The organism is Levilactobacillus sp. LN180102, assembly GCF_050106635.1.
Lineage (GTDB): Bacteria > Bacillota > Bacilli > Lactobacillales > Lactobacillaceae > Levilactobacillus > Levilactobacillus brevis.
Genome location: NZ_JBNIIX010000001.1, coordinates 65,088 through 85,775, shown reverse-complemented (window position 1 = coordinate 85,775; position 20,688 = coordinate 65,088). Strand labels below are relative to the sequence as shown.

Genomic DNA, 20,688 nt, shown 5'->3' with positions numbered 1-20,688 from the left:
GAACTATGTTTAACTTAAAAGGGAGGCAATATTTATGCAGATGATGCACGCAGTGGTTGTTGATCATCCCGGGGCACCGGACGTTTTATCGTATCGCGAAGTGCCCTGCCCAGCGTTAAAGCCTGGTTGGAGCTTAGTTCGGGTTCACGGTTTTGGGATTAATCATTCAGAAGTCTTTACGCGTCAGGGCCTGTCGCCGAGTGTCGAGTTTCCTCGGATTTTGGGAATTGAAGTCGTTGGCGAGGTAGCTGCTACCACAGCGCCCGATCAGTTCACCACTGGTCAAACGGTCATCTCAATTATGGGCGAGATGGGCCGGGCGTTTGACGGTAGTTATGCGGAGTATGTGCTTCTGCCTAATGAGCAGCTATATCCGATTACGACGGATCTCAGCTGGGCTGAATTGGCGACATTACCCGAAACGGGATACACGGCGTATGGGGCACTACGCGGCTTACGATTGCAGCCACAAGATCACGTGTTGATTCGTGGGGGATCAAGTGGCGTGGGCATGATGGCTGCCAAGTTGGCCCATGCGTTGCAACCCGGCATTCGCGTCACTAGTACGACCCGCCATGCTGATAAGGCGGCGACGTTACAAGAACAAGGGGCTGATCAAGTTTTGACGGGTGAATTAACGCATCTGCCAGCCGTAGCAACCTTTGATAAGATTTTAGACTTAATCGGTCCTAAGACGGCCAAGGACTCTCTACAACATTTAACGCCTGGTGGCATTGTCAGCTCAACTGGTGAATTGGGTGGTCAATGGGCTTTCGATGCATTTGAACCGATTGGCGATATTCCCAATAATCGGTATTTGACGTCGTTTTCTTCTGGTGAGGTGGAACCACAATTGTTGCAGGAGTTAGTGGACCTCGTGACGGAAAAACACGTCGACATTCACCCGACGAAGGTGTTTACTCTCCGTGAGGTGGCTCAGGCCCACGCGGAAATTGAGAGCCGCCAGGGCTGGGGAAAGTATGTTGTGGTGATTGAAGCATAGAAATAATGACGATCGGTTAAATAACAAAAATCAGTCCTTCCACATTTTGGAAAGGACTGATTTTTAATTTCCAACACTGGTGCCGTTATAGCGTTGGTTTGAGTTGTTTAACGGCTTCGGTTACAGCCGTTTTTGCACTACTTAATGGGGTCCATCCTAATACCGTTCGGGCCTTCTGATTGCTAACGTGATGGCTCAAATGCAACATGAGATGACCTTCTTTGATGGCAGAACTAAAGGGGGCTAAGACATTAATGACAATATTGGGTAGAAAGTGCTTAGGTAGTCGGTCCGCTAATTCAGGGAAACGGGTTTTAACCAACGTCCGAATTTCTTTCATAGAAATAGGATGATCTTCTACTGCCAAGAAACGCTGATTGGCAGCGGCTGGGGTGGTCATTGCCCGGACATGGATATCGCAACATCGCGAACGTCAACGACACTAACGGTTAAATTAGGCATAGCCTGGCCCGTCAGCAGGCGTTTTACGAGACCAAAGCTCCCACTCACATGATCGTCTAATGCGGGTCCCAACATCGCGCCGGCATTGACCGTGACCAACTCAAAAGGGTGATTGTGGTCGGCGACGTAGTTCCAAGCCGCCTTTTCCGCGAGTAGTTTTGATTGCTCATAAGCCGAAAGCCCTGATTGTTGGGGATCCGTCCAGTCGTCCTCCGTAATCACATGGGTCGGATCAAGACTACTAAACCCGACCGCACCAAAGTTAGCAGTCATGACAAGCCGCTTGACGCCAGCGGCCGCGGCGGCCTTGAGAATTCGTAGCGTGCCGGCTTCGGCCGTATTAGCGACGGCATCCGTGACAGTCGCGCCGTTAACAAAGACCGGGGCAGCCACACTCATCACATACGTGATACCAGTCATAGCGGCTGGCCAGTCGGCGTCGGTAGTTAAGTCGGCCTGAACGAATTCTAACCGGTCCAAATGGGGCGTTTGAACATTGGTGAGTGCTTGGCGAACGGCTTTGGCCTTGTCTAAGCGACGTAAGGTCGCCCGAACGGGATAGTTTTGGATAAGTAAATGTTGAATAATATGGAGGGCCAGAAAGCCATTGCCCCCAGTAACGAGAACCTTTTCATTTGACATAGTGATCTCCTTTAGCGCTTGCATGGCGCGATGAAATTAGTTAATGTAGACAGCATAAACCCTAGACCACACTCTAGGGCAAGCTAGGAGGTCAATTTTTTGACGTATACGATCAAACAAGTAGCGGACAAGACGGGATTATCCATCTATACGCTTCGATTCTATGATAAGCAAGGCTTACTGCCATTCGTTGCCCGTAATCAGTCGGGTTATCGGGCATTTACTGAGGGCGACTTGCATTTGCTCCACACGATTACCTGTTTAAAGAATACCGGGATGACCATTGCTGATATTCGCCAATACATTGGTTACGTGATGCAAGGCCCCACCAGTGTGCCACAACGACAGCGTCTATTGCACGCTCACCGTGAAGCTATTTTAGCCCGATTAGCTCTCATCCAGGATAATTTGAAGGAAATTGATTTTAAACTCAATATTTATGATGATCCGGATGCGGCGGCTTTAGTTGCCCAAGAACAGGCGGTGGCCCAAGCGGAAAAAATTGCCAATGGCTTACCAAATCCGTATTTGGCACCTTTAAATTAAGTTTTAAACAAAACAGTTGCATTTAAAACTGTTTGTGATAAACTGGACCTACGTCTAAGGAAGTAGGTGGTGGTAGTGCAAACGCAGCAAAACTTGATGGGGCTGATTTACCAACTGGCCCAAGCAGAAACACAGGCGTTGAATCAGCAACTAAAGCAGTTAAATTTGAACAATGAGCAGGCCCGAGCACTGAATTATATTGATCAGCACCCGGGGACTAATCAGCGAGCAGTTGGCAGTTACCTGGGGCGCCAAGCGGCGAGTACATCAAATCTGATTAAGCGGTTGTTAACGCAGCAATTGGTGGTACGCCAGGTGGCAGCTGACAATGATCGAGAAAAACAGTTGCACGTTACGACTGCCGGTGAGCAGGTGGCGCAACAGATTGCGGCTGCATTCACCACGGTCAATCGCCAAATGATGCAGGCAGTTCCTGTCGACCAGCAGACGCAACTTTCTGAGACGTTGAAGCTGATCTTACAGCGATTATCAAGGGAGTCCTAACAATGTCATTAACGATTTCAGAAGAACAAGCAACGCGAAAAGAACTACAGGCTAACTTTAAATTAAGTGGCTTAACGGTTGACCAGGTTGCGGCAGACCTCCAAACCACACCAGATTACGTGGACGCGGTATTAGAGTTACGGGTTAGTCGGATTTGAAGACCCGTGGATTTTACGAAATTACCTCAATGCCGCCATACAGGCGCAAAAACAGCATCCTATTCCTTACAGCCGTTTAAACGGATCGCCATTACGGCATTGGTTTTTAAATCAAGGCCGCATTCGGCGGGGAAGCTTAGCGGATTAATGCCGCTGATTTAACAGCTAAATCTGAACACGAAAAACACCAACTAGGTAATAGACTTAGTTGGTGTTTTTAACTGAATGACTGTCTAATTAGTCAACGACAATCAATGATTTGATTGCTTCACGATTGGTCATGGCTTGGTAGCCAGCGTCAATATCGTCTAAGCTAAATTGCTTGGTGAAGACCTTGCCTGGGTGAATATCACCGTCTAAGACGGCCTTCAATAAGACTTGCTTATCGTAGGTCGTGACAGAAGCAGGGCCCCCAGCGATGATAGTGTTGTTGTAGAATGATGCGGTCATATCCATCTTGGGTTCATGGGGTAAGCCTACCCGGCCAACGATGGCGCCAGGACGACCAGCCTGCATGGCGGTAACATTGGATAGTTCCGTGCCGACACATTCTAAGACGGCGTCAGCGCCAGCACCATTGGTTAAGGCATTAACTTTGGCGATCGCGTCATCGCCCCGTTCGGCAATGACATCAGTTGCGCCGAATTCACGGGCTAGCTTTTGCCGATCTTCATGCCGACTCATAATAATAATGCGCTTAGCACCGCGCATTTGTGCGGCAATAACCCCACAAAGACCCACGGCACCATCACCAACGACGACAACGGTATCACCCGTTTTCACGTTAGCGACACGAGCGGCGTGATAACCGGTCGCCATAACATCGGCGAGAGTTAACAGGGAGGCCAACATATCTTCACTGTAGTCAGATGGTTGGCCGGGAATCTTGACTAAGGCCCATTCGCCGTGTTGGAAACGAATGTATTCGGCTTGAACACCATTACTGAAGTTGTCCGTGTGGTTTTGGCAATCGCCGTCAAAACCGGCACGACAAGCAGCACAGTGACCACAACCATGAGTAAATGGCGCAATCACAAAGTCACCAGGAACGACAGTTGTGATGTCAGACCCAACCGCTTCAACGATCCCAATGGCTTCGTGACCAGTGTTCTCAGAATGATGTGGCTTATCTTCTAAACCGCGATAAGCCCACAGATCTGACCCACAAACACAGGTGCGAACGACGTGAATAATCACATCATCAGGTGCCTGAACTTGCGGTTTTTCGATGTCTTCGATGGCAACTTTGCCGGGTTCCATAAACATAGTGGATTTCATCATGTATTTCCTCCTTGTTGGGTTGAGAAGTGGTGATAGCCCACATCCAATCAGCTTAACCTTAGTGTACGCCTTCGAGTCCACTCGAAAGCAAGTGAAAATTGAAAAATAATTATTTTGTTGCAGGCATACCCGTGACAGCTTAGTTGGGCCAATGGGTTGAAAGTTGGGTAATCAGTGGCTGGACTCGTGTTTTTTCAGTGCGCAAGTAGGTGGCATAGACGGTCATTTGGGCCGCAACATCATTGATCGGTAAGCAAACGCGTTGTTCTGTGACCTGATTTGTGGTAAAAGTGGGGTCAAATATAGATAAATTTGTGGTGAAGAACGGCAAATTAGCAGATTTAGTCAAGGCGAGTAATGCGGCTCGCTGTTCCTGGTAGAAGAATTGGGCGTTAGGGATGGCCTGTTGAATGATGTCTCGCCACGGGCCAATATCGCGTAACACAATAAAATTTAATCCTTGAAGCTCAGCAAAACTAACGGTTGCCTGATTAGCCTGATACATGAATTGATTCAGATTGACGGCTAAACGCTCAATGCCGATTGATTGACTCGTGATTAATGGCGTATCGAGCGGCTGATTGGTTAATACCACAATGGCTTGTTGTGATGTGAGAGCCGCTGTGACTCACTCCGGTGCCAGCAATGTGGTTGGCAAGTGCGTTGTAGTTGGTAAGTGCCCTTGGATGTGTTGCAAGTAAAGTAACGGACCGGGTAAGGTGGTAGCAATGGGAAAGGTTTGGTGTGATGAGTCAAAATTGCGAATCCGAGTGACAGCCTCACGCTGGGCTGCCAGTAATCGGGTAGCTTCGGCTGCGGCGAGTTTCCCCGTGGCGTTTAGAGTGAGTCGATTGGGATGGCGTTCAAAAAGCTTAACACCGAGTTGCTCTTCTAATTTTTGCATGCCCCGAGTCACGGTTGGTTGCGTGATATTGAGTTTAGTTGCGGTTTCTGCCAATGTCTTAGTTTGAGCAAAGGTTGCCAATTCCTCCAGCAAGTGATTATCTAACATCCGAGTTCCACTCCTCCGTAGTATGCGTTAACGGTATACTAGCATGTTTAAGAAGTAATTTTCAACCGTCTCAGTTTGTTCTATCATAGGAGCCAATCAGGTAACAAGAAAGGATTTGATCATGTGTCCGTACCAACAATTGTGTTAAATAATGGTGTGACGATGCCCCAATTGGGGTTTGGCGTTTTTCAAGTGCCGGATTTAGCTGAGTGTGAAACGGCTGTTACCCAGGCAATTCAAACCGGGTATCGGTTGATTGACACTGCTACGGCTTATCAAAACGAAACGGCAGTTGGTCGAGCGATTCAGCAGAGTGGCGTGGCGCGTAGTGACTTGTTTGTGACCTCTAAATTGTGGGTTTCAGAATTCACCTATGAACGAGCTAAGAAGGGAATTGATGCTTCCCTGCAACGTTTAGGATTAGACTATTTGGACCTCTACTTGTTACATCAGCCGTATGGTGATGTCATGGGCGCTTGGCGAGCAATGGAGGAAGCTTACCATGCGGGGAAGATTCGGGCGATTGGGGTGTCGAACTTCTATGCGGATCAACTTAAAAATTTGGAGCTGACGATGACCGTCCAACCAGCGGTTAATCAAATTGAGGTTAATCCATGGTATCAACAGCCACAAGAAGTAGCCGCTAACCAAGCCGATCATGTGCGAGTTGAAGCTTGGGCACCATTTGCAGAAGGACAGCACGGAATTTTTACAGATCCGACGATTAGCACGATTGCCCAAGCACATGGGAAGACAACTGGTCAAGTTATTTTGCGATGGTTATTACAGCGAGGAATTACGGTCATTCCTAAGTCTGTTCACCAAGAACGGATGGCCGAAAATTTAGCAGTCTTTGATTTTGAATTAACTGCGGCAGAAATGGCAACGTTAGCGGGATTAGATCGTGGTGAGAGCCAATTTTTTGACCACCGCGACCCTGCCACGATTGAGCAAATTTTTGGGTCAAGTCTTAAGCAATTACGAAAGGATGTTGATTAACGATGACAACACCAACGATTCAATTAAACGATGGGAACCAAATTCCAGCAGTTGGTTTCGGTACTTTTCAAATTCCCAACGACGGCTCAACGTATCAAGCCGTTAAAGCGGCTTTGGCAGCGGGTTATCGCCATGTAGACACAGCCGTTGCTTACTTCAATGAAGCTGAGGTTGGACAGGCGGTACGGGACAGTGGCATTCCACGTAATGAGATTTGGGTAACTAGTAAACTGTGGTTACAGGATTTTGGGTTCGAACCAGCCCAACGCGCAATTGACGTATCACTCCAAAAATTGGGGTTAGATTACCTTGATTTATATTTAATTCACCAACCATATGGTGATGTTCCTGGTGCTTGGCAGGCCATGGAAGCGGCTCAAAAGGCGGGAAAGATTCGCTCAATTGGGGTGTCAAATATGACACCTAAGTTGTGGCAACAGTTTGTTCCAGAATTCACCACGATTCCCGCTGTTAATCAGGTTGAATTCAACCCGTACTTTCAACAGACCGAATTGCGTCAGTTGTTGGCACCGCATGATGTGAAGCTTGAGGCATGGGCGCCGTTAGGACAAGGAAATCAGTCTCTCCTAAATGAACCCGTCATCCAACAACTAGCAGTCAAGTATGGCAAAGACGCTGGGCAAGTGATTCTGCGGTATGAAAATCAATTAGGGATTATTGTCTTTCCTAAGTCAGTGCATGAAGCGCGAATTAAGAGTAATTTAGATATTTTTGATTTTGACTTAACACCAGCTGAAATGGCGCAATTAGCTGCGTTAGATCAAGGGCATGGGCAACATGATCCTGATGCACCAGGTGTTGCGGATATGTTATTACGGGCCTTTGACGTGCACGCTAATGACTAGTGCAAAAACCATGATCGTTTGAGATCATGGTTTTTTGATACCTGGTTGTTGTAAGAGAAATTGGCGCAAGGGGTGTTGCGCCGGTTTATCGAGAAACCGGTATGCACGTGGGGCTGTAAACTGGGGGTCCACTTGACGCAAGTCAGCAAGTGTAAGTCGTGGAATGGCAATCACAGTCCGGATTGGCAGTGCAACAGCCTGGGAAACATTGCGAATGGCGGTAGCATCAGTAGCGGTCAGATTGGCTAGTAAACGGTTGGGAGCTGCCACTAGCGGCTGGCTAATTTGAAGAAATAGGCCAATACCGCCGTGAGTACCGGTTACATGAACGAACGCTTGAAATGGCCCTTGATGGTAAAAACGACGTCGATACTCGATACGTTTAGTGCCGGCTTCGATCACTTGTGCGGGTTCCGGATGTAGGGAAAAGAGTAACGTTGGTTGAGTTGGTTCATAGTAGTCTTGAACGGTTATCATGTAATCGCTCCGTTAGTAATGATTTATCATAACAAAATAGCTGATTCTTGCATGGTAGTTGCGGTATACTTTTTTGTAAAAAGGAGGAATCAGTGTGATGACAGTTTTTACAGATGAACAGAAAGTTCAACTGTTGGCAGATTTGATCGCCATTCAATCAGTGAATGACCATGAGGAATTGGTGGCGCAGTACCTTAAGCGGGTACTGACGGATCATGATATTGATGCGAGAATTGTGCCGGTCAGTTCTGGACGAGCTAATCTGATCGCAGAGATTGGCCATGGCTCGCCCATTTTAGGTATTTCTGGTCACATGGATGTGGTATCTCCTGGCGACGTCACACAATGGCAGAGTGATCCTTTTAAGCTCAGCGAACGATCCGGCAACTTGTATGGTCGCGGTGCCAGTGATATGAAGTCTGGATTAGTGGCTTTAGTTATCGCGATGATTGAGTTGCAAGCAGCGGGACAGCCCAAGACTGGTCGAATTAGACTGATGGCGACTATTGCAGAAGAAGTTGGCGAAACGGGATCACAGGCATTTCTAGAACAAGGTGCCATGGATGATGTAGATGCTTTGCTGATTGGTGAACCATCCGGCTATCGCGTCTTTTACGCACACAAGGGGTCAATGGACATTCGATTAACCGCTCAAGGCAAGGCGGCACATAGTTCAATGCCGGAAATGGGCGTTAACGCTATTGATCCTTTGCTAGTGATCTTGAATCAAGCGAACCAGGTCTTTCGGAATAGCGATCGCCATAATGAGCTGCTTGGTGATTTAGCCTTTAATACAACGGTTTTCCAAGGCGGAAATCAAGTTAATTCAATTCCAGAGATGGCCACGGCAGAAATGAATGTGCGGACAATTCCCGAATTTAATAATGATCAGGTTGTCGCCACGCTTAAAGAATTGGTCGATCAGCAAAATCAGCAAGGGGCCCAAGTATCCACGGATGTGTATATGTCTCAGTGGCCAGTGGAAGAACCCAAGGAGACGTTATTGAGCCAGTTAGCTGTTAAAATTGGGGCTGACTATGCCGGGACGGCTATTCCCAAATTAGCCTTACCAGCTGTTACAGATGCCTCTAACTTGTTGAAACAAAAGGGCCACGAATTTCCATTTATTATTTTTGGTCCCGGGAGCGATACTGCTCATCAGGTTGATGAATATGTTAACAAGCAAATGTTTTTAGATTTCACGCAACTGTATCAACAATTGTTTATTGATTACTTGCAACAAGCAACACGCTCCTAGATGGCTTAAAAGGACGCTGACTGTTTTCCAGATAGTGGGAAACTGTCGACGTCCTTTTATTCGGCTAATTTTAGATAATCCTGTAGGTAAGTTGCCAAGCCGTCATGATCATTGTCCAAAGGCGTAATGTCATTAGCCAGTGCCTTGATGGCAGGGGTCGCATTTTGCATCGCAACTCCCCAACCGGCATAATCAATCATCGCAGTATCGTTATGTTCATCCCCGAAAGCAATGATGTCCTTGCGCGCAATGTGGTAATGGTTTGCCAGAAACTCAACGCCGGTTGCTTTTTGAACCCCCTTTACCCCGAGTTCAACCACGGAGTTAGGGCCACCCCACGGCGCTGCATCGATTTCGTCGGCGAAGTTGTGCTGCAAATAACTCAATAGGTGCTCTTGATGGCCACGGTCAACGGCAACCGTCAAACTAGTTGGGTTTTCCTGAAGGGTCTTTTGGTTAAGAATTTGGTTAGCTTGCAAGACGGAAGGGAAAAAGCCAACTTCGACCGGCTGATCGCGGACAGCTAAAAAGAGGTTTTTACCTTCAGCAGCAATCATGTTAATGCCCAGTTCTTCACGGTGGGTTAAGAGATCAAAGGCCACTTCTTTGTTGAATGTATACTGGTATTCATCGGCCCAATCCTGGTGGGGTAGGTATCCCAAACTGCCATTAAAATTGATCATGGGACTGTCTAGCCCCAGTTCATCATAGATGTTGGCGGAAATCCGATTTGGCCGTCCCGTGACGATACTGACGATATGTCCGGCCGCCCGGGCTTCTTTCAAAACAGCTTTGGTGCGGGGAGCAATCTCAGCAGCAGCGTTTAATGTGGTGCCATCCAAATCAATCGCAATTAGTTTTCGTTCCAAAGAGAACACCTCACAGTTCTTAGTGTATTTAAGTCGAATCAAATGTAAACTAGCCTTTTAAATGTACCACAAGTATTGAAAAGTTACTACCATTTTGGACTAGTGTCAGCTTTAAGAAACGGGTATAATAGGCAAAGAGAAAAACACGTTTTATGGGATTATGTATATAGCAAGTATGTAATTGTATCTAACAAGATGGAGGAATAATGGTGAATTTACCTGATGACTTTGTTACGAAATATCAACGCCTACTGGGAACGGAGGCTGCCGCATTTTTAGCAAGCTTTGACACTCCCAGTCTAAGTGGCTATCGCGTCAATCCAACTCACCATGACTTACCAACGACATTGACAGAGACACCAACGGTTGCTTATGAGCCCTTAGGTCATTTTGGTTCAGTAAGTGGCCGTAGTCTGATGCATCAAAGCGGGGCAGTCTACAGTCAGGAACCAAGTGCCATGTTTGTAGGCGCAACGGCGGCACCTAAAGTTGGTGAACGGGTGCTAGACTTATGCGCGGCGCCTGGCGGAAAAACGACGCATTTAGCCAGCTATCTGCAAGGAACCGGATTGCTCGTCACGAATGAAATTAATCGCAAACGGGTTAAGGTATTGGCCGAAAATGTTGAACGGTTTGGTGTGCCCAATGCCGTCATCTTTAATGATGCGCCGGAACAACTGAGTCCGGTATTCCCGGATTATTTTGATAAGGTACTGGTTGATGCACCTTGTTCTGGTGAGGGCATGTTTCGAAAAGATCCAGCGGCCATGACGTATTGGTCATTAGATTATGTGAATGACTGTGCCGCACGTCAACGTGATATTTTGACAGAGGCGTTGAAGATGGTTAAGCCCGGTGGACAATTGATCTATTCCACCTGTACTTTTGCGCCTGAAGAAGATGAGCAAATGATGGCGTGGGTACTCCAAAACTTCCCTGAATTTCACTTGGTACCGATCCAAAAGGTCGGTGGCGTGGTTGATGCGCGACCAGAATGGGCTGATGGCAATCCCGAACTCGCTAAGGCCGCCCGGTTGTTCCCCCATCTCATGCAAGGTGAGGGGCATTTTGTGGCAAAACTAGAACGTGACACCGGTGACGCCCATGAGCTTCGCGGGTCGGCTACCTTGGGTCAAGCATTGACGCGGGACCAACAAAAGTTATGGCAAGACTTCGCTGATCAGGTGCTCGGTCAAGCGACGTTTACCAACTTAGTGACAGTCAAAGATCAACTCTTTGCTTTACCAGTAACACTGCCGGATTTGAAACACGCTCATGTTTTCCGTCCGGGCTTGCATCTGGGTGTCTTCAAGAAGAATCGATTTGAGCCGGCTTACGCTTTGGCCTTAGCGAGTGATCCGCAAGTCGTTAGTCGTTCACTAACCATTACGGCGGATCAGTGGCGAGCATGGGTCCATGGTGATACCTTTACTTTAACCACGGCACCGGAGAAAGGCTGGTATTTGCTAGTTTGTGCGGGTCAACCAGTTGGCTTTGGCAAAGTTGTCGGTAATACCGTTAAAAACTTTTTCCCTAAAGGGCTACGATTCACCGTCTACGATCATTAAATGAAATCAATAAAAGCGTGCTCCCAGGTTTTGGGGAACACGCTTTTTGTTTAATAAGTTAATTGACGCTGTTGGCAGTAGTTGATTAGTTCTGGCGACAACAGGAGACGTTGTTGCCGAAGCTGCGTTAAGTCGGTCGTGCCCAGTAAGGTCATGATCGTTCGCAAACCGACTTGCCAGTCTAACAGCATAGCCGTGGTGGTGGCCTCATCGGTCTTGATTAGACTGTGTAGAATCTGGCCAGCACTGCCGACAACCCGTGCCCCCAATGCCAACGCCTTAGCAGCATCCAGGGGTTGACGAATGCCACCGGTGGCAATGACCTGTAAGTCAGGTTGTTGGCGAGCTTCAAATAAAGATTCGACCGTCGACTGTCCCCAGGTATCAAGGTAGTTGAGTTCTTTTTGATGACGGCGGAAATTTTCGATATCAACGAAGTTAGTCCCGCCCCGGCCACCCAGGTCGACTAGTTTGACGCCAACGTGTTGGAGTTTTTGGAGAGTCTCTTGCGCCATGCCGAACCCAACTTCCTTTACAATAACGGGAACGTCTAGTGCCGCAACGATGTTTCCAATATGATCCAGCCAGTGAAAGTCGCGATCGCCCTCAGGCATGACCAACTCTTGCGCTGTATTGACGTGGATCTCCAGAGCATTAGCCGCCAGCATCTGGACAGCATGTTTGGCCGCCCGTACATCGTGACCAGCGCCAATGTTCGCAAAAACTAGGCCGTCGGGGTTGTTTTCACGCAGAGAAGTAAAGGTTGGAATGGCCTGTTCATCTTTAAGGGCGATGCTCTGTGAACCACTAGCGACCGCCATGCCAGTCGCTGCGGCAATTCGTCCCAATTGGGCGTTAACAACGCCCGTTCGTGGGCTACCGCCCGTCATGGCCTCAATCATGAGTGGTACCTTTAGAGATAACGGGCCAAGCTGAGTGGAAAAATCAACGTCAGTGAGACTGATTTCAGGCAAGCTCTGGTGAACAAACCGTAATTGGTCAAATTGACTAGTGGCCGTTGGCGTGTAAAACTTTTCTGCTAAGGATAGATGTTCATCTTTGCGATGGGCATGACGTGATAGGTCCATAGGATAATCTCCTTATTCGATAACGTGATGGACGTTAAGTTTTAGTGGTTCAATTCCGCGAGCTTCCCATTCAGTTAACAGGTGAGCCAAATCCTTAGCAGCGTTGATAATGACAATCCCGCAGTCACCACCACCGGCACCAGAAGATTTAGCCGCACCACCGACATGCTCAGCAATGTCACACATGGTCTTCAACAAAGTTGTTTCAATGGTTACATGGCTCAGGTGAGCTAAATGATTCAGTAATTGCCGATTGACCGCAATTTCGGTTTGAATTGCGTTGAGGTCTTGATGATGGAAACCGTCGATCATGCGTTGTAGGCACTCACGACTCTCCCGAAGAAATGTGTGATAGTCTTTGCGACGCGTTGCCTTGAACAGTGCGATTTTATCAACGAGATGGGAGGTGGACGCCGGTGTTCCGGTCCAACCAATCATTAGTCGTAGGGGTTCAGGTGGCGTGAGTAATTCGATTTGTAACCCGGGCCATTGAGTATCTAGCAATTGTTCTAAAGAAAGTTCCCGCCGCGCTGAAGCCAACCAATCGCGATCAAATGCTTGGTAGGCAATCCAGCCGCCGTATACGGAAGCAGCAATATCTCCAAGCGAGCCGTTTCCTTGGACGTCTAAGTGAGCGATAGCCGCTAGCTTGAATAAACGATCCTGACTCATAGGGATGTCGTAGAATTGGCACAGGGCCTTGACGGTTGCCACGGTAACGGCGGCTGAGGAACCTAAGCCGTATTTCTTCCCGTCAGCACTGTCTAACTCGCTATTAACATTCAAGTGATAAATGCTGAGAGGCTTGCCCAGTGTTTGGGCGTACTGCTCGGTCAGATGAATGGCCGATAGAATATAGTGGAAGGGGTTATCACGATTATCAAAAACCAGTTCCGTTCCTTGCCGTTGCCAATAAAGCGAATTTTCTTGGTATTGTTTCGATGCAATGCGACCGTAGTCTCGACTAGTCTCGATTGTAACGGTCACAAATTGATTAAGCGCGACAATGATGGCCGGATATCCCGGTTCAACCACAGCGTACTCACCAGCAATGTATAATTTTCCGGGTGCTTGCGCGGAAATCAAAAAATCAGGTCCCTTCTTGTAACAACTATTATGATTATTAAATAATGCCCTTATTTATGAAAGAAAGCGTAACCCGGGTCCGGGATGAGCAACGATCACGTGTTCAGCACCGAATTGTTCGGCAAATTTCTGCGTGATGGTGGGGAGGTCCGGCGTCTGGCAAAAGACTTTCAGGTTAGGGCCAGCGTCTAAGGTATAGTAACATTCTTGTCCCGCTTGCCGTAAGACTCGGACCGTGTCCATGGCCCTTAACGTGTCTCCATTGAAGTAACTGTAAGGGGGCTGCGCACTTAATGTTAACGCATGCATCCGCATGGCGTTACTTTCCAAGACTTCGCCCATTGTTGAAAAGTCTTGATGCAAAATAGCTGGCTTGATGGTGGCTAAATCCTGAGCAACAACGGTCTTCCACGCTGGGTAGTAGGGAGATGTGGTGACACTGGATTGCATCCCTTGACGTGAGCTAATTCGCTTGTGATGGGGATCTAGTACGAGGGCCACAACAGCGATTGGCCAGTCAACCGTTTCCTGCAAGGGAATGGCTAGAGAGGTGTGATCATCGCTACCGGCTTGCCATTCAACAAAACCACCGTAAATCGAGCGCGTGGCAGAACCAGATCCGCGTCGGGCCAATCGTGATAACGCCCTTGGCGTGAGCTCTAACCCGGCAGCACGACTAGCTGCTCCAGCCATAGCCGCAAAAGCCGAGGCCGAAGAGGCTAAACCTGCTGCGGTCGGCACGTGATTAACGGAGGTTACATGTGCGAAAGCTGATTGGCCACTTTGCTCGCGCACGATGTTTAAGAAGTCAACGACCTTTTGGCTGGCAGGAGCTGCCAGTAATTGGGCATTGATCCGGACCATATCGTGGGTTAAACGTGGATCAAATTCAACGGTGGTATCCGTGTAAAATTGGTCAAGGGTTAGTGATAAGCTACTGGTTTGGGGCAGCATCAAGTTTGGATCGGCTTTACCCCAATATTTGACCAGCGCGATGTTGGTGTGTGCCCGTGCGGTGACCGCTGTCATGAATGTGCCTCCTCAAGGTTGAAAGTTTCAATCCACGTTTGCGTAGCACCGGCATCTAAAAGGGCCTGTTGAACGCGTTGCGTGGTTGGTAAGTCCGAGCATAGGGCAATTAAGCAACCGCCCATGCCGCCACCGGTTAATTTGGCCCCTAAGGCGCCATTATCGGTAGCAACCTGCGTTAAGTGATCAAGTTCGCGTGAACTAACGCCTAGCGCTTGTAATTGCTGCTGTGCTTCGGTTAAGATTTGCCCGAGCTGATGAATGTTAGGTGTTGCCAATGCCTGGCGTGCCTGATATGTCAAGTCACCCAAGTGGTTAATTTGCGTTTGAGTTTCTTGAGGGAAAGCGGTTTTTCGCCGGGCCACCGCTGCTACGGCCTTGCCAGTTTGTCCTTTGATGCCGCTGTCAGCAATCACCAAGTAGCCGGTTAAAGCAAATGGAATTTGCAAGCTTTCTTGATGGGGGATGAACCAGATTGGTGCATTTGAGCTGGCAGTAGCCGCGTCAATACCACTGGGTTTACCATGCGTGATAGCTTCTTCAATGGCGGCACTGGCTAACAATTGTTCACGATTTAAAAAGCGGTCAAAAAAAGCGTACATGGCTCGGGTAATGGCTACGGCCGCTGCTGCCGAAGAACCCATGCCGCGCTCAGCCGGCAGATCACTGGTAATCGTCATGTGAAATGGCGTGTTAACCGCGTCAAAACGACGTAGCAGTGTTTTAATCAGGGTGGCTACGCCGGCTAAATTCTGATGCATTTGAGCGATAGGGCCGTCATAATAACGACTCGTGAGAAGTTGTTCATGATCCGTTGCCGTCATAGTGACGTGGGTGGTGACTGAAGGGAGCGGGAGGGCGATGGCAGGTTGACCATACACCACACTATGATCCCCGATAAGAATGATTTTGGCATTACTACTGCCACTTGCCGTTTTCCCCAAGGTCGATCGCTCACTTTCTTTGTCGAATTTATCTACCAGAATATCATACTCTACTAGGTAGCGTTGCGCTAGTTTTGCCCGTTAAAATCTTAAAATCTCGTAAAAATTAACGTTTTCTATAAAGTTTAGGGCTTGTTAGCCGCAGTTAAGCGACTGAGGATAGATCGGTCGTCTGGTCGGCTTTTACCGTAGCGTTGGCCCGCTAAGTGGTGTATCATAAGTTCCAGTTATTATCGCAATTGTGCAGAAATTGGTGAGCATATTATGGATAAAGACACGGTTTATGCGGTGGTGGATATTGAGACCACCGGAACCAGTGTGACAGATGGCGACCGCATTATCCAAATTGGGTGCGTCTTCGTCCAGCATAATCAAGTAATTAATCATTTTGAAACGGACGTGAATCCCCTTAAAGAGATTCCCGCCGCGATTTCGCGACTAACGGGGATTACCAATAAACGGGTGCGGCATGCGCCCCTCTTTGATGACGTAGCGGGAACGCTATATAGCTTGTTAACAAACACGGTATTTGTTGCGCACAACGTTAACTTTGATTTGCCGTTTATCAATGCTGAGCTTGAACGGGTGGGGTATCCGGCCTTACCAATTGCCGCAGTGGATACGGTTTCTTTGAGTCAGATCTTATTGCCGACTGCAACGAGCTTTCGGCTACGCGACCTGAGTCGATTATTTAATATTGAACACGACAATCCGCATTCGGCTGATAGCGATGCTAGTGCGACGGCCGAATTATTTATCTTTTTATTTCGGCGATTACGGGCTTTACCAATGGTGACACTACAACGAATGATCGATTTGCAAGCGGATTTGCCATTGCAGACGACGACACTGTTCCGAGTGGCTCAGCAGTTAAATGAGCAGTCACCACGAAAGCTACCGGATTATCTTTACATTAAAAATGGGTTGGCCCTACGGCAACCGGCACCATTACCGGCGACAACTTTAGCTGAACCTAGTAAATATCCGAAAACCAAAAAGCAAAAACAAAAGCTGATGCCGGAGAATTTGGAATGGCGGCCGGAACAGGCTAAGATGATGAATTACATCTATAATAATTATGCTGAGGCGGATCGGCATCCGGTAAAACACATGATTGTAGAAGCGCCAACCGGGATTGGGAAGAGTCTAGGCTACCTATTGCCAATGGCTTATTTAGGACAGACTGGTCGACCCGTTGTGGTTAGTACCGCAACGACCTTACTACAAGAGCAGTTATTGAACCAAACGATCCCGCTGCTAAATCAAATTGTCCCCTTTACTGTCAATGCCGTTTTAGTTAAGGGCAGTCGGCATTATCTTGACTTGCAGCGATTTGCAACTACCTTAAACGTCGCAGAGACCTCTAAGCAGACGCAGTTGTTAAAGCTGCGTTTACTAGTGTGGCTGACGATGACGACGACTGGTGATCTCGATGAATTACATTTGGCGACGTATCGGGCGCCTTATTTCCAAGAGATTGTTCATGAAGGTGCCGTTACGGTGGATAATCCTTTCTATGATGATGACTTCATCCGGCGGCGAGACCACCGAATGGCGCAGGCCCAAGTAATTATTGTGAATCACGCTTATTTGAGTGAACACGCTTTGGCGTTAGGTGAGCAGCTCCAACAACCTTATTTAGTCATTGATGAGGCGCAGCATTTAACAGAAAGCACGTTGAAACAACGGCGAACTCAAGTTAAGTTTGCCCAGTTACTCAATGAATTGCATCATATTCAGCGAGACATTAATCGAGAAATTGGACCCAGTTTACTGCGTTTGTTCGCGGCGGACACTCAAGCAACATTAACGTTGCACCGGCTGTTGTCGGCTAGTCAAACGTTAGAGACACAATTAACCACATTGGTGGACCATCTGTTTTTACGGTTTTTAGCCAATAAACGACTGAATAATCATAATCAAGTCATTGAAGAACTAGTTAGTGCGCAAGCGTTGACCGAAGAAATTGATCGCAGTCGCACAATTGACCGCGCAACAATGGCTACAGATGATCTGTTAGCCGGACTGAATGCTTTACGGCAACGCTATGATCAGCAACAAGCCCAATTCACGTCGGCAGAACGCTATTTGTTCGAGCAGGTTGATACGCGGGTGCACCTTTTTGACGATCAGATGGGCCAGTTATTAGAAATTTTGCGGCAGGTTGTTGATCAGGCACCAGCTAGTCTCTTTTGGTTAACCATGAACCACGTTGGGGACCGAACGAGCTTACAATTGGCTAGTGGCCTATTAGCTACAGAGGGATTCTTAAGTCAGCACTTGTATGCGGGATTTCAGCCGGTGCTCTTGACTGGGGCCACGCTCTTTTCATCAGGTCGCTCACAATATGTGTTAGATCAATTCGATTTACAACGTGAGCAAACCGTGACTCATCGGATGCGTTCCAGTTTTGACTATGGCAAGCAAGCACAATTGCTGATGGCGGATTCAGGCCCTAATCTGAGTCGAGTGGCGCCGGCAGATTACGTCACTTACTTGTCGGCAGCGATTACCCAAATTGCTGGCGCGGTGAATAAGCAGACTTTGATTTTGTTTAATTCACTCAGTGTGATTGAACAGGTCTATCAGCAGTTGGTGACCCAACCAGAGTTTGCTCGCCGAGACATCTTCGCTCAAGGTGTCAGTGGTAGTCGTGAGCGGATTACGAAACGATTTGCCACCAGTCACGGAGCGATTTTATTAGGTGCGGCGAGTTTTTGGGAAGGAATTGATTTGCCCTCCGAGCAATTGGAGTTATTGATTGTGACACGGTTGCCTTTCGATTCACCAGATCGCGTATTCGTCAAAGCAAATTATGCCCGGCTGGAAGCGGCAGGGAAAAATCCGTTTTATAATGCGGCTTTACCAGCGGCGACGTTGAAGTTGCGTCAAGGAATTGGGCGCTTGATTCGAACGCCCCATGATTATGGTGCGGTGGTCATCTTAGATCAACGGTTAGTCGAACGCCAGTATGGTCAAAGTATCTTACGCGCACTACCAGCGGAGTTACCGAAAACAACTGGAGATATTGGGACCCTAACACAGGGTTTAATTAATTTTTTTGAAAAAAAGCCAGCCGATTCGGCGACACCCCCAGAAGTCTGATATAATGACTGGGATTGAAATTTGAGAAGTTTGATAAGGGAGTACGATGGAAAATTGATGAGACAACAGTATAAGCGCCAACGCCGACCACGACACTGGGTGCTCTTAACCATCCTGCTTGTGATTTTAGTAGTCTTGATCAGTGCGGGTGTCATGATTAATAAAGCAACCAAGCCGTTAAGCCAAGCGCGCGTTCATGCAGAAACCGTTGCTAAAGATTCCGGGCATCTGACTAGTACGCAAGACTTTTATTGGACCAACCTGAATACCACGTATTACACCGTTTCGGGTCAAAATAAAGCTAAACAAAAGGTGTACGTGATCGTGCCTAAAACGGGAAAGAAAGTCACTGTCTTGAAACAAACGGACGGAATTTCACGAAATACGGTCTTACAACAGGTTTGGAAACGTAATCCCAAGAAGGTTTTATCAGCAGCGTTAAGCATCTTTAATGGTAAGCCAGCTTGGCAGGTAAGCTATTTGAATCAGAGTGGCAAGCTTTGTTATCTGACTTACCAATATAGTAATGGCAAAGTTTTACAACAAATTGCGAACATTTAAATCATCGTAGGAGGTTGACCATGCGACTTTCACAGCGAGCCCAGCAGGTGGCTCCTTCCGCAACGTTCCAAACGGCGCAACGCGCGCAAGAATTGCAGGCCGCCGGTATTGATGTATTAAACTTGAGTGTCGGCCAACCGGATTTTACAACGCCAACAGCAATCAAATCAGCGACGATTGCCGCTATTCAAGCCAATGAAGTTGATGGGTATACCGCAACGGCAGGCATTTTGCCATTACGGCAGGCAATTGTCGATCGGCTATCGCAAACGCAACAGGTGACGGTAACTCCCCAACAGGTCGTCGTTACAACGGGAGCCAAAATGGCGTTGTATGCGCTGTTTCAGGTGTTACTTGATCCAGGGGATGCGGTATTACTCCCGGCGCCTTACTGGGTCAGCTATAGCGAGCAGGTTAAGCTGGCGGGGGGGCAGCCGATTGAAGTGGACCCAACTGCTGATTTGAAAGTGACACCGGCACAATTAGAAGCGGCTGTTACGCCAAAAACTAAGGCAATTGTGCTAAATTCTCCTCAAAATCCCAGTGGTCTCGTGTATACACCAGCCGAATTGACGGCGTTAGGTGATTGGGCGGTGGCCCATCAGCTAATCATTGTGGCCGATGAAATTTATGGGGAACTGGTCTATGATCGGCCAACACCGGTACCATCGATGTTGTCACTTGGTGATAAGATTGCGGCGCATACAGTCATGATTAATGGGGTGTCAAAAACCTATGCCATGACGGGATGGCGAATTGGATATGCGGTGGGCCAACCAGACATCATCAGTGCAATGACGACGGTTTTATCACACATGACGGGCAATGCCGCAGCAGTGAGTCAAGCAGCGGCCTTAGCAGCGTTAACTGGCGATCAAACCCCTGTAGCAGAGATGAAGGCGGCTTTTCAACAACGACTAGATCGAATTTATCCTTTGTTAGCAGCGGTTCCCGGGGTTAAACTGAATCATAAACCGCAAGGGGCCTTCTATTTGTTTCCAGATGTATCGGCTGCGATGGCAATGAAGGGAATAACCACCACGTCTGACTTCGTGGCTGCAGTTCTTAATGAGGCGCATGTGGCGTTAGTAACTGGCAGTGCTTTCGGCTTGCCCGGACACGTCAGATTGAGCTATGCGGCTGATTTAGCAACTTTATTGTCGGCGATTGAGCGGCTAACTAAATTTATGACAACCCCGTAATGGTTCATTACGGTATTTGACGAAACGG

The 20,688-nt window shown here is 48.0% G+C and carries 21 protein-coding genes and 1 pseudogene; 12 read left to right on the top strand and 10 right to left on the bottom strand.

Going from position 1 to position 20,688, the window contains the following annotated elements; translation table 11 throughout:
• Positions 1-34 precede the first annotated feature (34 nt).
• Positions 35-1,003: a zinc-binding alcohol dehydrogenase family protein gene (locus tag ACP4IT_RS00445; RefSeq protein ID WP_011667605.1), complete on the top strand. Its 969-nt coding sequence runs from the start codon at positions 35-37 to the stop codon at positions 1,001-1,003.
• 85 nt (positions 1,004-1,088) lie between these two features.
• On the opposite strand, the pseudogene ACP4IT_RS00440 reads toward ACP4IT_RS00445, so the two are convergent.
• Positions 1,089-2,107: pseudogene (locus ACP4IT_RS00440) on the bottom strand (NAD-dependent epimerase/dehydratase family protein).
• Positions 2,108-2,206: 99 nt separating this feature from the next.
• Here ACP4IT_RS00440 and ACP4IT_RS00435 point away from each other — a divergent pair.
• The 4 genes from ACP4IT_RS00435 to ACP4IT_RS00420 all read left to right on the top strand — a co-directional run bounded on the left by ACP4IT_RS00435 (position 2,207) and on the right by ACP4IT_RS00420 (position 3,463).
• Positions 2,207-2,653, top strand: a complete 447-nt coding sequence (locus ACP4IT_RS00435) for a MerR family transcriptional regulator (RefSeq protein WP_011667604.1) — start codon at positions 2,207-2,209, stop codon at positions 2,651-2,653.
• Between the two features lie 69 nt (positions 2,654-2,722).
• Positions 2,723-3,157 carry a MarR family winged helix-turn-helix transcriptional regulator gene (locus ACP4IT_RS00430; protein WP_099963041.1) on the top strand — a complete coding sequence of 145 codons (435 nt, stop codon included), beginning with the start codon at positions 2,723-2,725 and terminating at the stop codon, positions 3,155-3,157.
• 2 nt (positions 3,158-3,159) lie between these two features.
• Positions 3,160-3,315, top strand: a complete 156-nt coding sequence (locus ACP4IT_RS00425) for a DUF2316 family protein (protein ID WP_251933038.1) — start codon at positions 3,160-3,162, stop codon at positions 3,313-3,315.
• Positions 3,316-3,325: 10 nt separating this feature from the next.
• Positions 3,326-3,463 (top strand): DUF2316 family protein, encoded by a 138-nt coding sequence (locus tag ACP4IT_RS00420; protein WP_374708771.1) that lies wholly within the window; start codon positions 3,326-3,328, stop codon positions 3,461-3,463.
• 89 nt (positions 3,464-3,552) lie between these two features.
• On the opposite strand, the gene ACP4IT_RS00415 is transcribed toward ACP4IT_RS00420, so the two are convergent.
• The 3 genes from ACP4IT_RS00415 to ACP4IT_RS00405 all read right to left on the bottom strand — a co-directional run bounded on the left by ACP4IT_RS00415 (position 3,553) and on the right by ACP4IT_RS00405 (position 5,608).
• Positions 3,553-4,593: a zinc-binding dehydrogenase gene (locus tag ACP4IT_RS00415; protein WP_011667601.1), complete on the bottom strand. Its 1,041-nt coding sequence runs from the start codon at positions 4,591-4,593 to the stop codon at positions 3,553-3,555.
• A gap of 142 nt (positions 4,594-4,735) precedes the next feature.
• On the bottom strand, positions 4,736-5,191 hold the full coding sequence (locus tag ACP4IT_RS00410) for a hypothetical protein (protein ID WP_015473714.1): 456 nt from the start codon (positions 5,189-5,191) through the stop codon (positions 4,736-4,738).
• A 33-nt stretch (positions 5,192-5,224) separates the two neighbouring features.
• On the bottom strand, positions 5,225-5,608 hold the full coding sequence (locus ACP4IT_RS00405; protein ID WP_015473715.1) for a LysR family transcriptional regulator: 384 nt from the start codon (positions 5,606-5,608) through the stop codon (positions 5,225-5,227).
• A gap of 123 nt (positions 5,609-5,731) precedes the next feature.
• Between ACP4IT_RS00405 and ACP4IT_RS00400 the strand changes: the two genes are divergently transcribed.
• Both ACP4IT_RS00400 and ACP4IT_RS00395 read left to right on the top strand, forming a co-directional pair.
• Positions 5,732-6,607, top strand: coding sequence for an aldo/keto reductase (locus tag ACP4IT_RS00400; RefSeq protein WP_087609467.1), 876 nt, complete (start codon positions 5,732-5,734; stop codon positions 6,605-6,607).
• Between the two features lie 2 nt (positions 6,608-6,609).
• Positions 6,610-7,473 (top strand): aldo/keto reductase, encoded by an 864-nt coding sequence (locus ACP4IT_RS00395; RefSeq protein WP_011667599.1) that lies wholly within the window; start codon positions 6,610-6,612, stop codon positions 7,471-7,473.
• 24 nt (positions 7,474-7,497) lie between these two features.
• Here the strand turns inward: ACP4IT_RS00395 and ACP4IT_RS00390 are convergent, their stop codons facing one another.
• On the bottom strand, positions 7,498-7,950 hold the full coding sequence (locus ACP4IT_RS00390) for a hypothetical protein (protein WP_426855143.1): 453 nt from the start codon (positions 7,948-7,950) through the stop codon (positions 7,498-7,500).
• A 97-nt stretch (positions 7,951-8,047) separates the two neighbouring features.
• Here ACP4IT_RS00390 and ACP4IT_RS00385 point away from each other — a divergent pair, with 97 nt between their 5' ends.
• On the top strand, positions 8,048-9,208 hold the full coding sequence (locus ACP4IT_RS00385) for an ArgE/DapE family deacylase (RefSeq protein ID WP_156646575.1): 1,161 nt from the start codon (positions 8,048-8,050) through the stop codon (positions 9,206-9,208).
• A gap of 56 nt (positions 9,209-9,264) precedes the next feature.
• Here ACP4IT_RS00385 and ACP4IT_RS00380 read toward each other — a convergent pair whose 3' ends face one another.
• The gene (locus tag ACP4IT_RS00380; protein ID WP_011667596.1) at positions 9,265-10,077 is read right to left on the bottom strand and encodes a Cof-type HAD-IIB family hydrolase; all 813 of its coding nucleotides are present in this window, start codon (positions 10,075-10,077) and stop codon (positions 9,265-9,267) included.
• A gap of 209 nt (positions 10,078-10,286) precedes the next feature.
• On the opposite strand from ACP4IT_RS00380, the gene ACP4IT_RS00375 reads away from it, so the two are divergent.
• On the top strand, positions 10,287-11,645 hold the full coding sequence (locus tag ACP4IT_RS00375; protein WP_024855023.1) for an RsmF rRNA methyltransferase first C-terminal domain-containing protein: 1,359 nt from the start codon (positions 10,287-10,289) through the stop codon (positions 11,643-11,645).
• A 50-nt stretch (positions 11,646-11,695) separates the two neighbouring features.
• Here the strand turns inward: ACP4IT_RS00375 and fni are convergent, their stop codons facing one another.
• From fni to mvk, 4 genes are read right to left on the bottom strand one after another with little or no spacing between them, the layout of a single operon-like run.
• The gene (fni, locus tag ACP4IT_RS00370; RefSeq protein WP_011667594.1) at positions 11,696-12,733 is read right to left on the bottom strand and encodes a type 2 isopentenyl-diphosphate Delta-isomerase; all 1,038 of its coding nucleotides are present in this window, start codon (positions 12,731-12,733) and stop codon (positions 11,696-11,698) included.
• A 12-nt stretch (positions 12,734-12,745) separates the two neighbouring features.
• Positions 12,746-13,819 carry a phosphomevalonate kinase gene (locus tag ACP4IT_RS00365; protein ID WP_011667593.1) on the bottom strand — a complete coding sequence of 358 codons (1,074 nt, stop codon included), beginning with the start codon at positions 13,817-13,819 and terminating at the stop codon, positions 12,746-12,748.
• A 54-nt stretch (positions 13,820-13,873) separates the two neighbouring features.
• Positions 13,874-14,848, bottom strand: coding sequence for a diphosphomevalonate decarboxylase (gene mvaD / locus ACP4IT_RS00360; protein ID WP_011667592.1), 975 nt, complete (start codon positions 14,846-14,848; stop codon positions 13,874-13,876).
• Positions 14,845-15,792, bottom strand: a complete 948-nt coding sequence (gene mvk, locus ACP4IT_RS00355) for a mevalonate kinase (RefSeq protein ID WP_011667591.1) — start codon at positions 15,790-15,792, stop codon at positions 14,845-14,847. The genes mvaD and mvk overlap by 4 nt, the downstream gene beginning before the upstream one ends.
• Before the next feature lie 264 nt (positions 15,793-16,056).
• On the opposite strand from mvk, the gene ACP4IT_RS00350 reads away from it, so the two are divergent.
• The 3 genes from ACP4IT_RS00350 to ACP4IT_RS00340 are packed head-to-tail and all read left to right on the top strand — an operon-like array spanning position 16,057 to position 20,660.
• Positions 16,057-18,897: a helicase C-terminal domain-containing protein gene (locus ACP4IT_RS00350; protein WP_172757574.1), complete on the top strand. Its 2,841-nt coding sequence runs from the start codon at positions 16,057-16,059 to the stop codon at positions 18,895-18,897.
• 57 nt (positions 18,898-18,954) lie between these two features.
• A complete protein-coding gene (locus ACP4IT_RS00345) occupies positions 18,955-19,458 on the top strand; it encodes a DUF5590 domain-containing protein (RefSeq protein WP_021742335.1) in 504 nt (167 codons plus the stop codon).
• Between the two features lie 20 nt (positions 19,459-19,478).
• The gene (locus ACP4IT_RS00340; RefSeq protein WP_024855021.1) at positions 19,479-20,660 is read left to right on the top strand and encodes a pyridoxal phosphate-dependent aminotransferase; all 1,182 of its coding nucleotides are present in this window, start codon (positions 19,479-19,481) and stop codon (positions 20,658-20,660) included.
• Positions 20,661-20,688 lie beyond the last annotated feature (28 nt).

What these genes read in the sequence shown, in the direction of transcription:
- ACP4IT_RS00445 (WP_011667605.1), top strand. Translation starts at nt 35, where the DNA reads ATGCAGATGATGCACGCAGTGGTTGTTGATCATCCCGGGGCACCGGAC.
- ACP4IT_RS00425 (WP_251933038.1), top strand. Translation starts at nt 3,160, where the DNA reads ATGTCATTAACGATTTCAGAAGAACAAGCAACGCGAAAAGAACTACAG.
- ACP4IT_RS00415 (WP_011667601.1), bottom strand. Translation starts at nt 4,593, where the DNA reads ATGAAATCCACTATGTTTATGGAACCCGGCAAAGTTGCCATCGAAGAC.
- ACP4IT_RS00405 (WP_015473715.1), bottom strand. Translation starts at nt 5,608, where the DNA reads ATGTTAGATAATCACTTGCTGGAGGAATTGGCAACCTTTGCTCAAACT.
- ACP4IT_RS00395 (WP_011667599.1), top strand. Translation starts at nt 6,610, where the DNA reads ATGACAACACCAACGATTCAATTAAACGATGGGAACCAAATTCCAGCA.
- ACP4IT_RS00390 (WP_426855143.1), bottom strand. Translation starts at nt 7,950, where the DNA reads ATGATAACCGTTCAAGACTACTATGAACCAACTCAACCAACGTTACTC.
- ACP4IT_RS00385 (WP_156646575.1), top strand. Translation starts at nt 8,048, where the DNA reads ATGACAGTTTTTACAGATGAACAGAAAGTTCAACTGTTGGCAGATTTG.
- fni (WP_011667594.1), bottom strand. Translation starts at nt 12,733, where the DNA reads ATGGACCTATCACGTCATGCCCATCGCAAAGATGAACATCTATCCTTA.
- mvaD (WP_011667592.1), bottom strand. Translation starts at nt 14,848, where the DNA reads ATGACAGCGGTCACCGCACGGGCACACACCAACATCGCGCTGGTCAAA.
- ACP4IT_RS00350 (WP_172757574.1), top strand. Translation starts at nt 16,057, where the DNA reads ATGGATAAAGACACGGTTTATGCGGTGGTGGATATTGAGACCACCGGA.
- ACP4IT_RS00345 (WP_021742335.1), top strand. Translation starts at nt 18,955, where the DNA reads ATGAGACAACAGTATAAGCGCCAACGCCGACCACGACACTGGGTGCTC.
- ACP4IT_RS00340 (WP_024855021.1), top strand. Translation starts at nt 19,479, where the DNA reads ATGCGACTTTCACAGCGAGCCCAGCAGGTGGCTCCTTCCGCAACGTTC.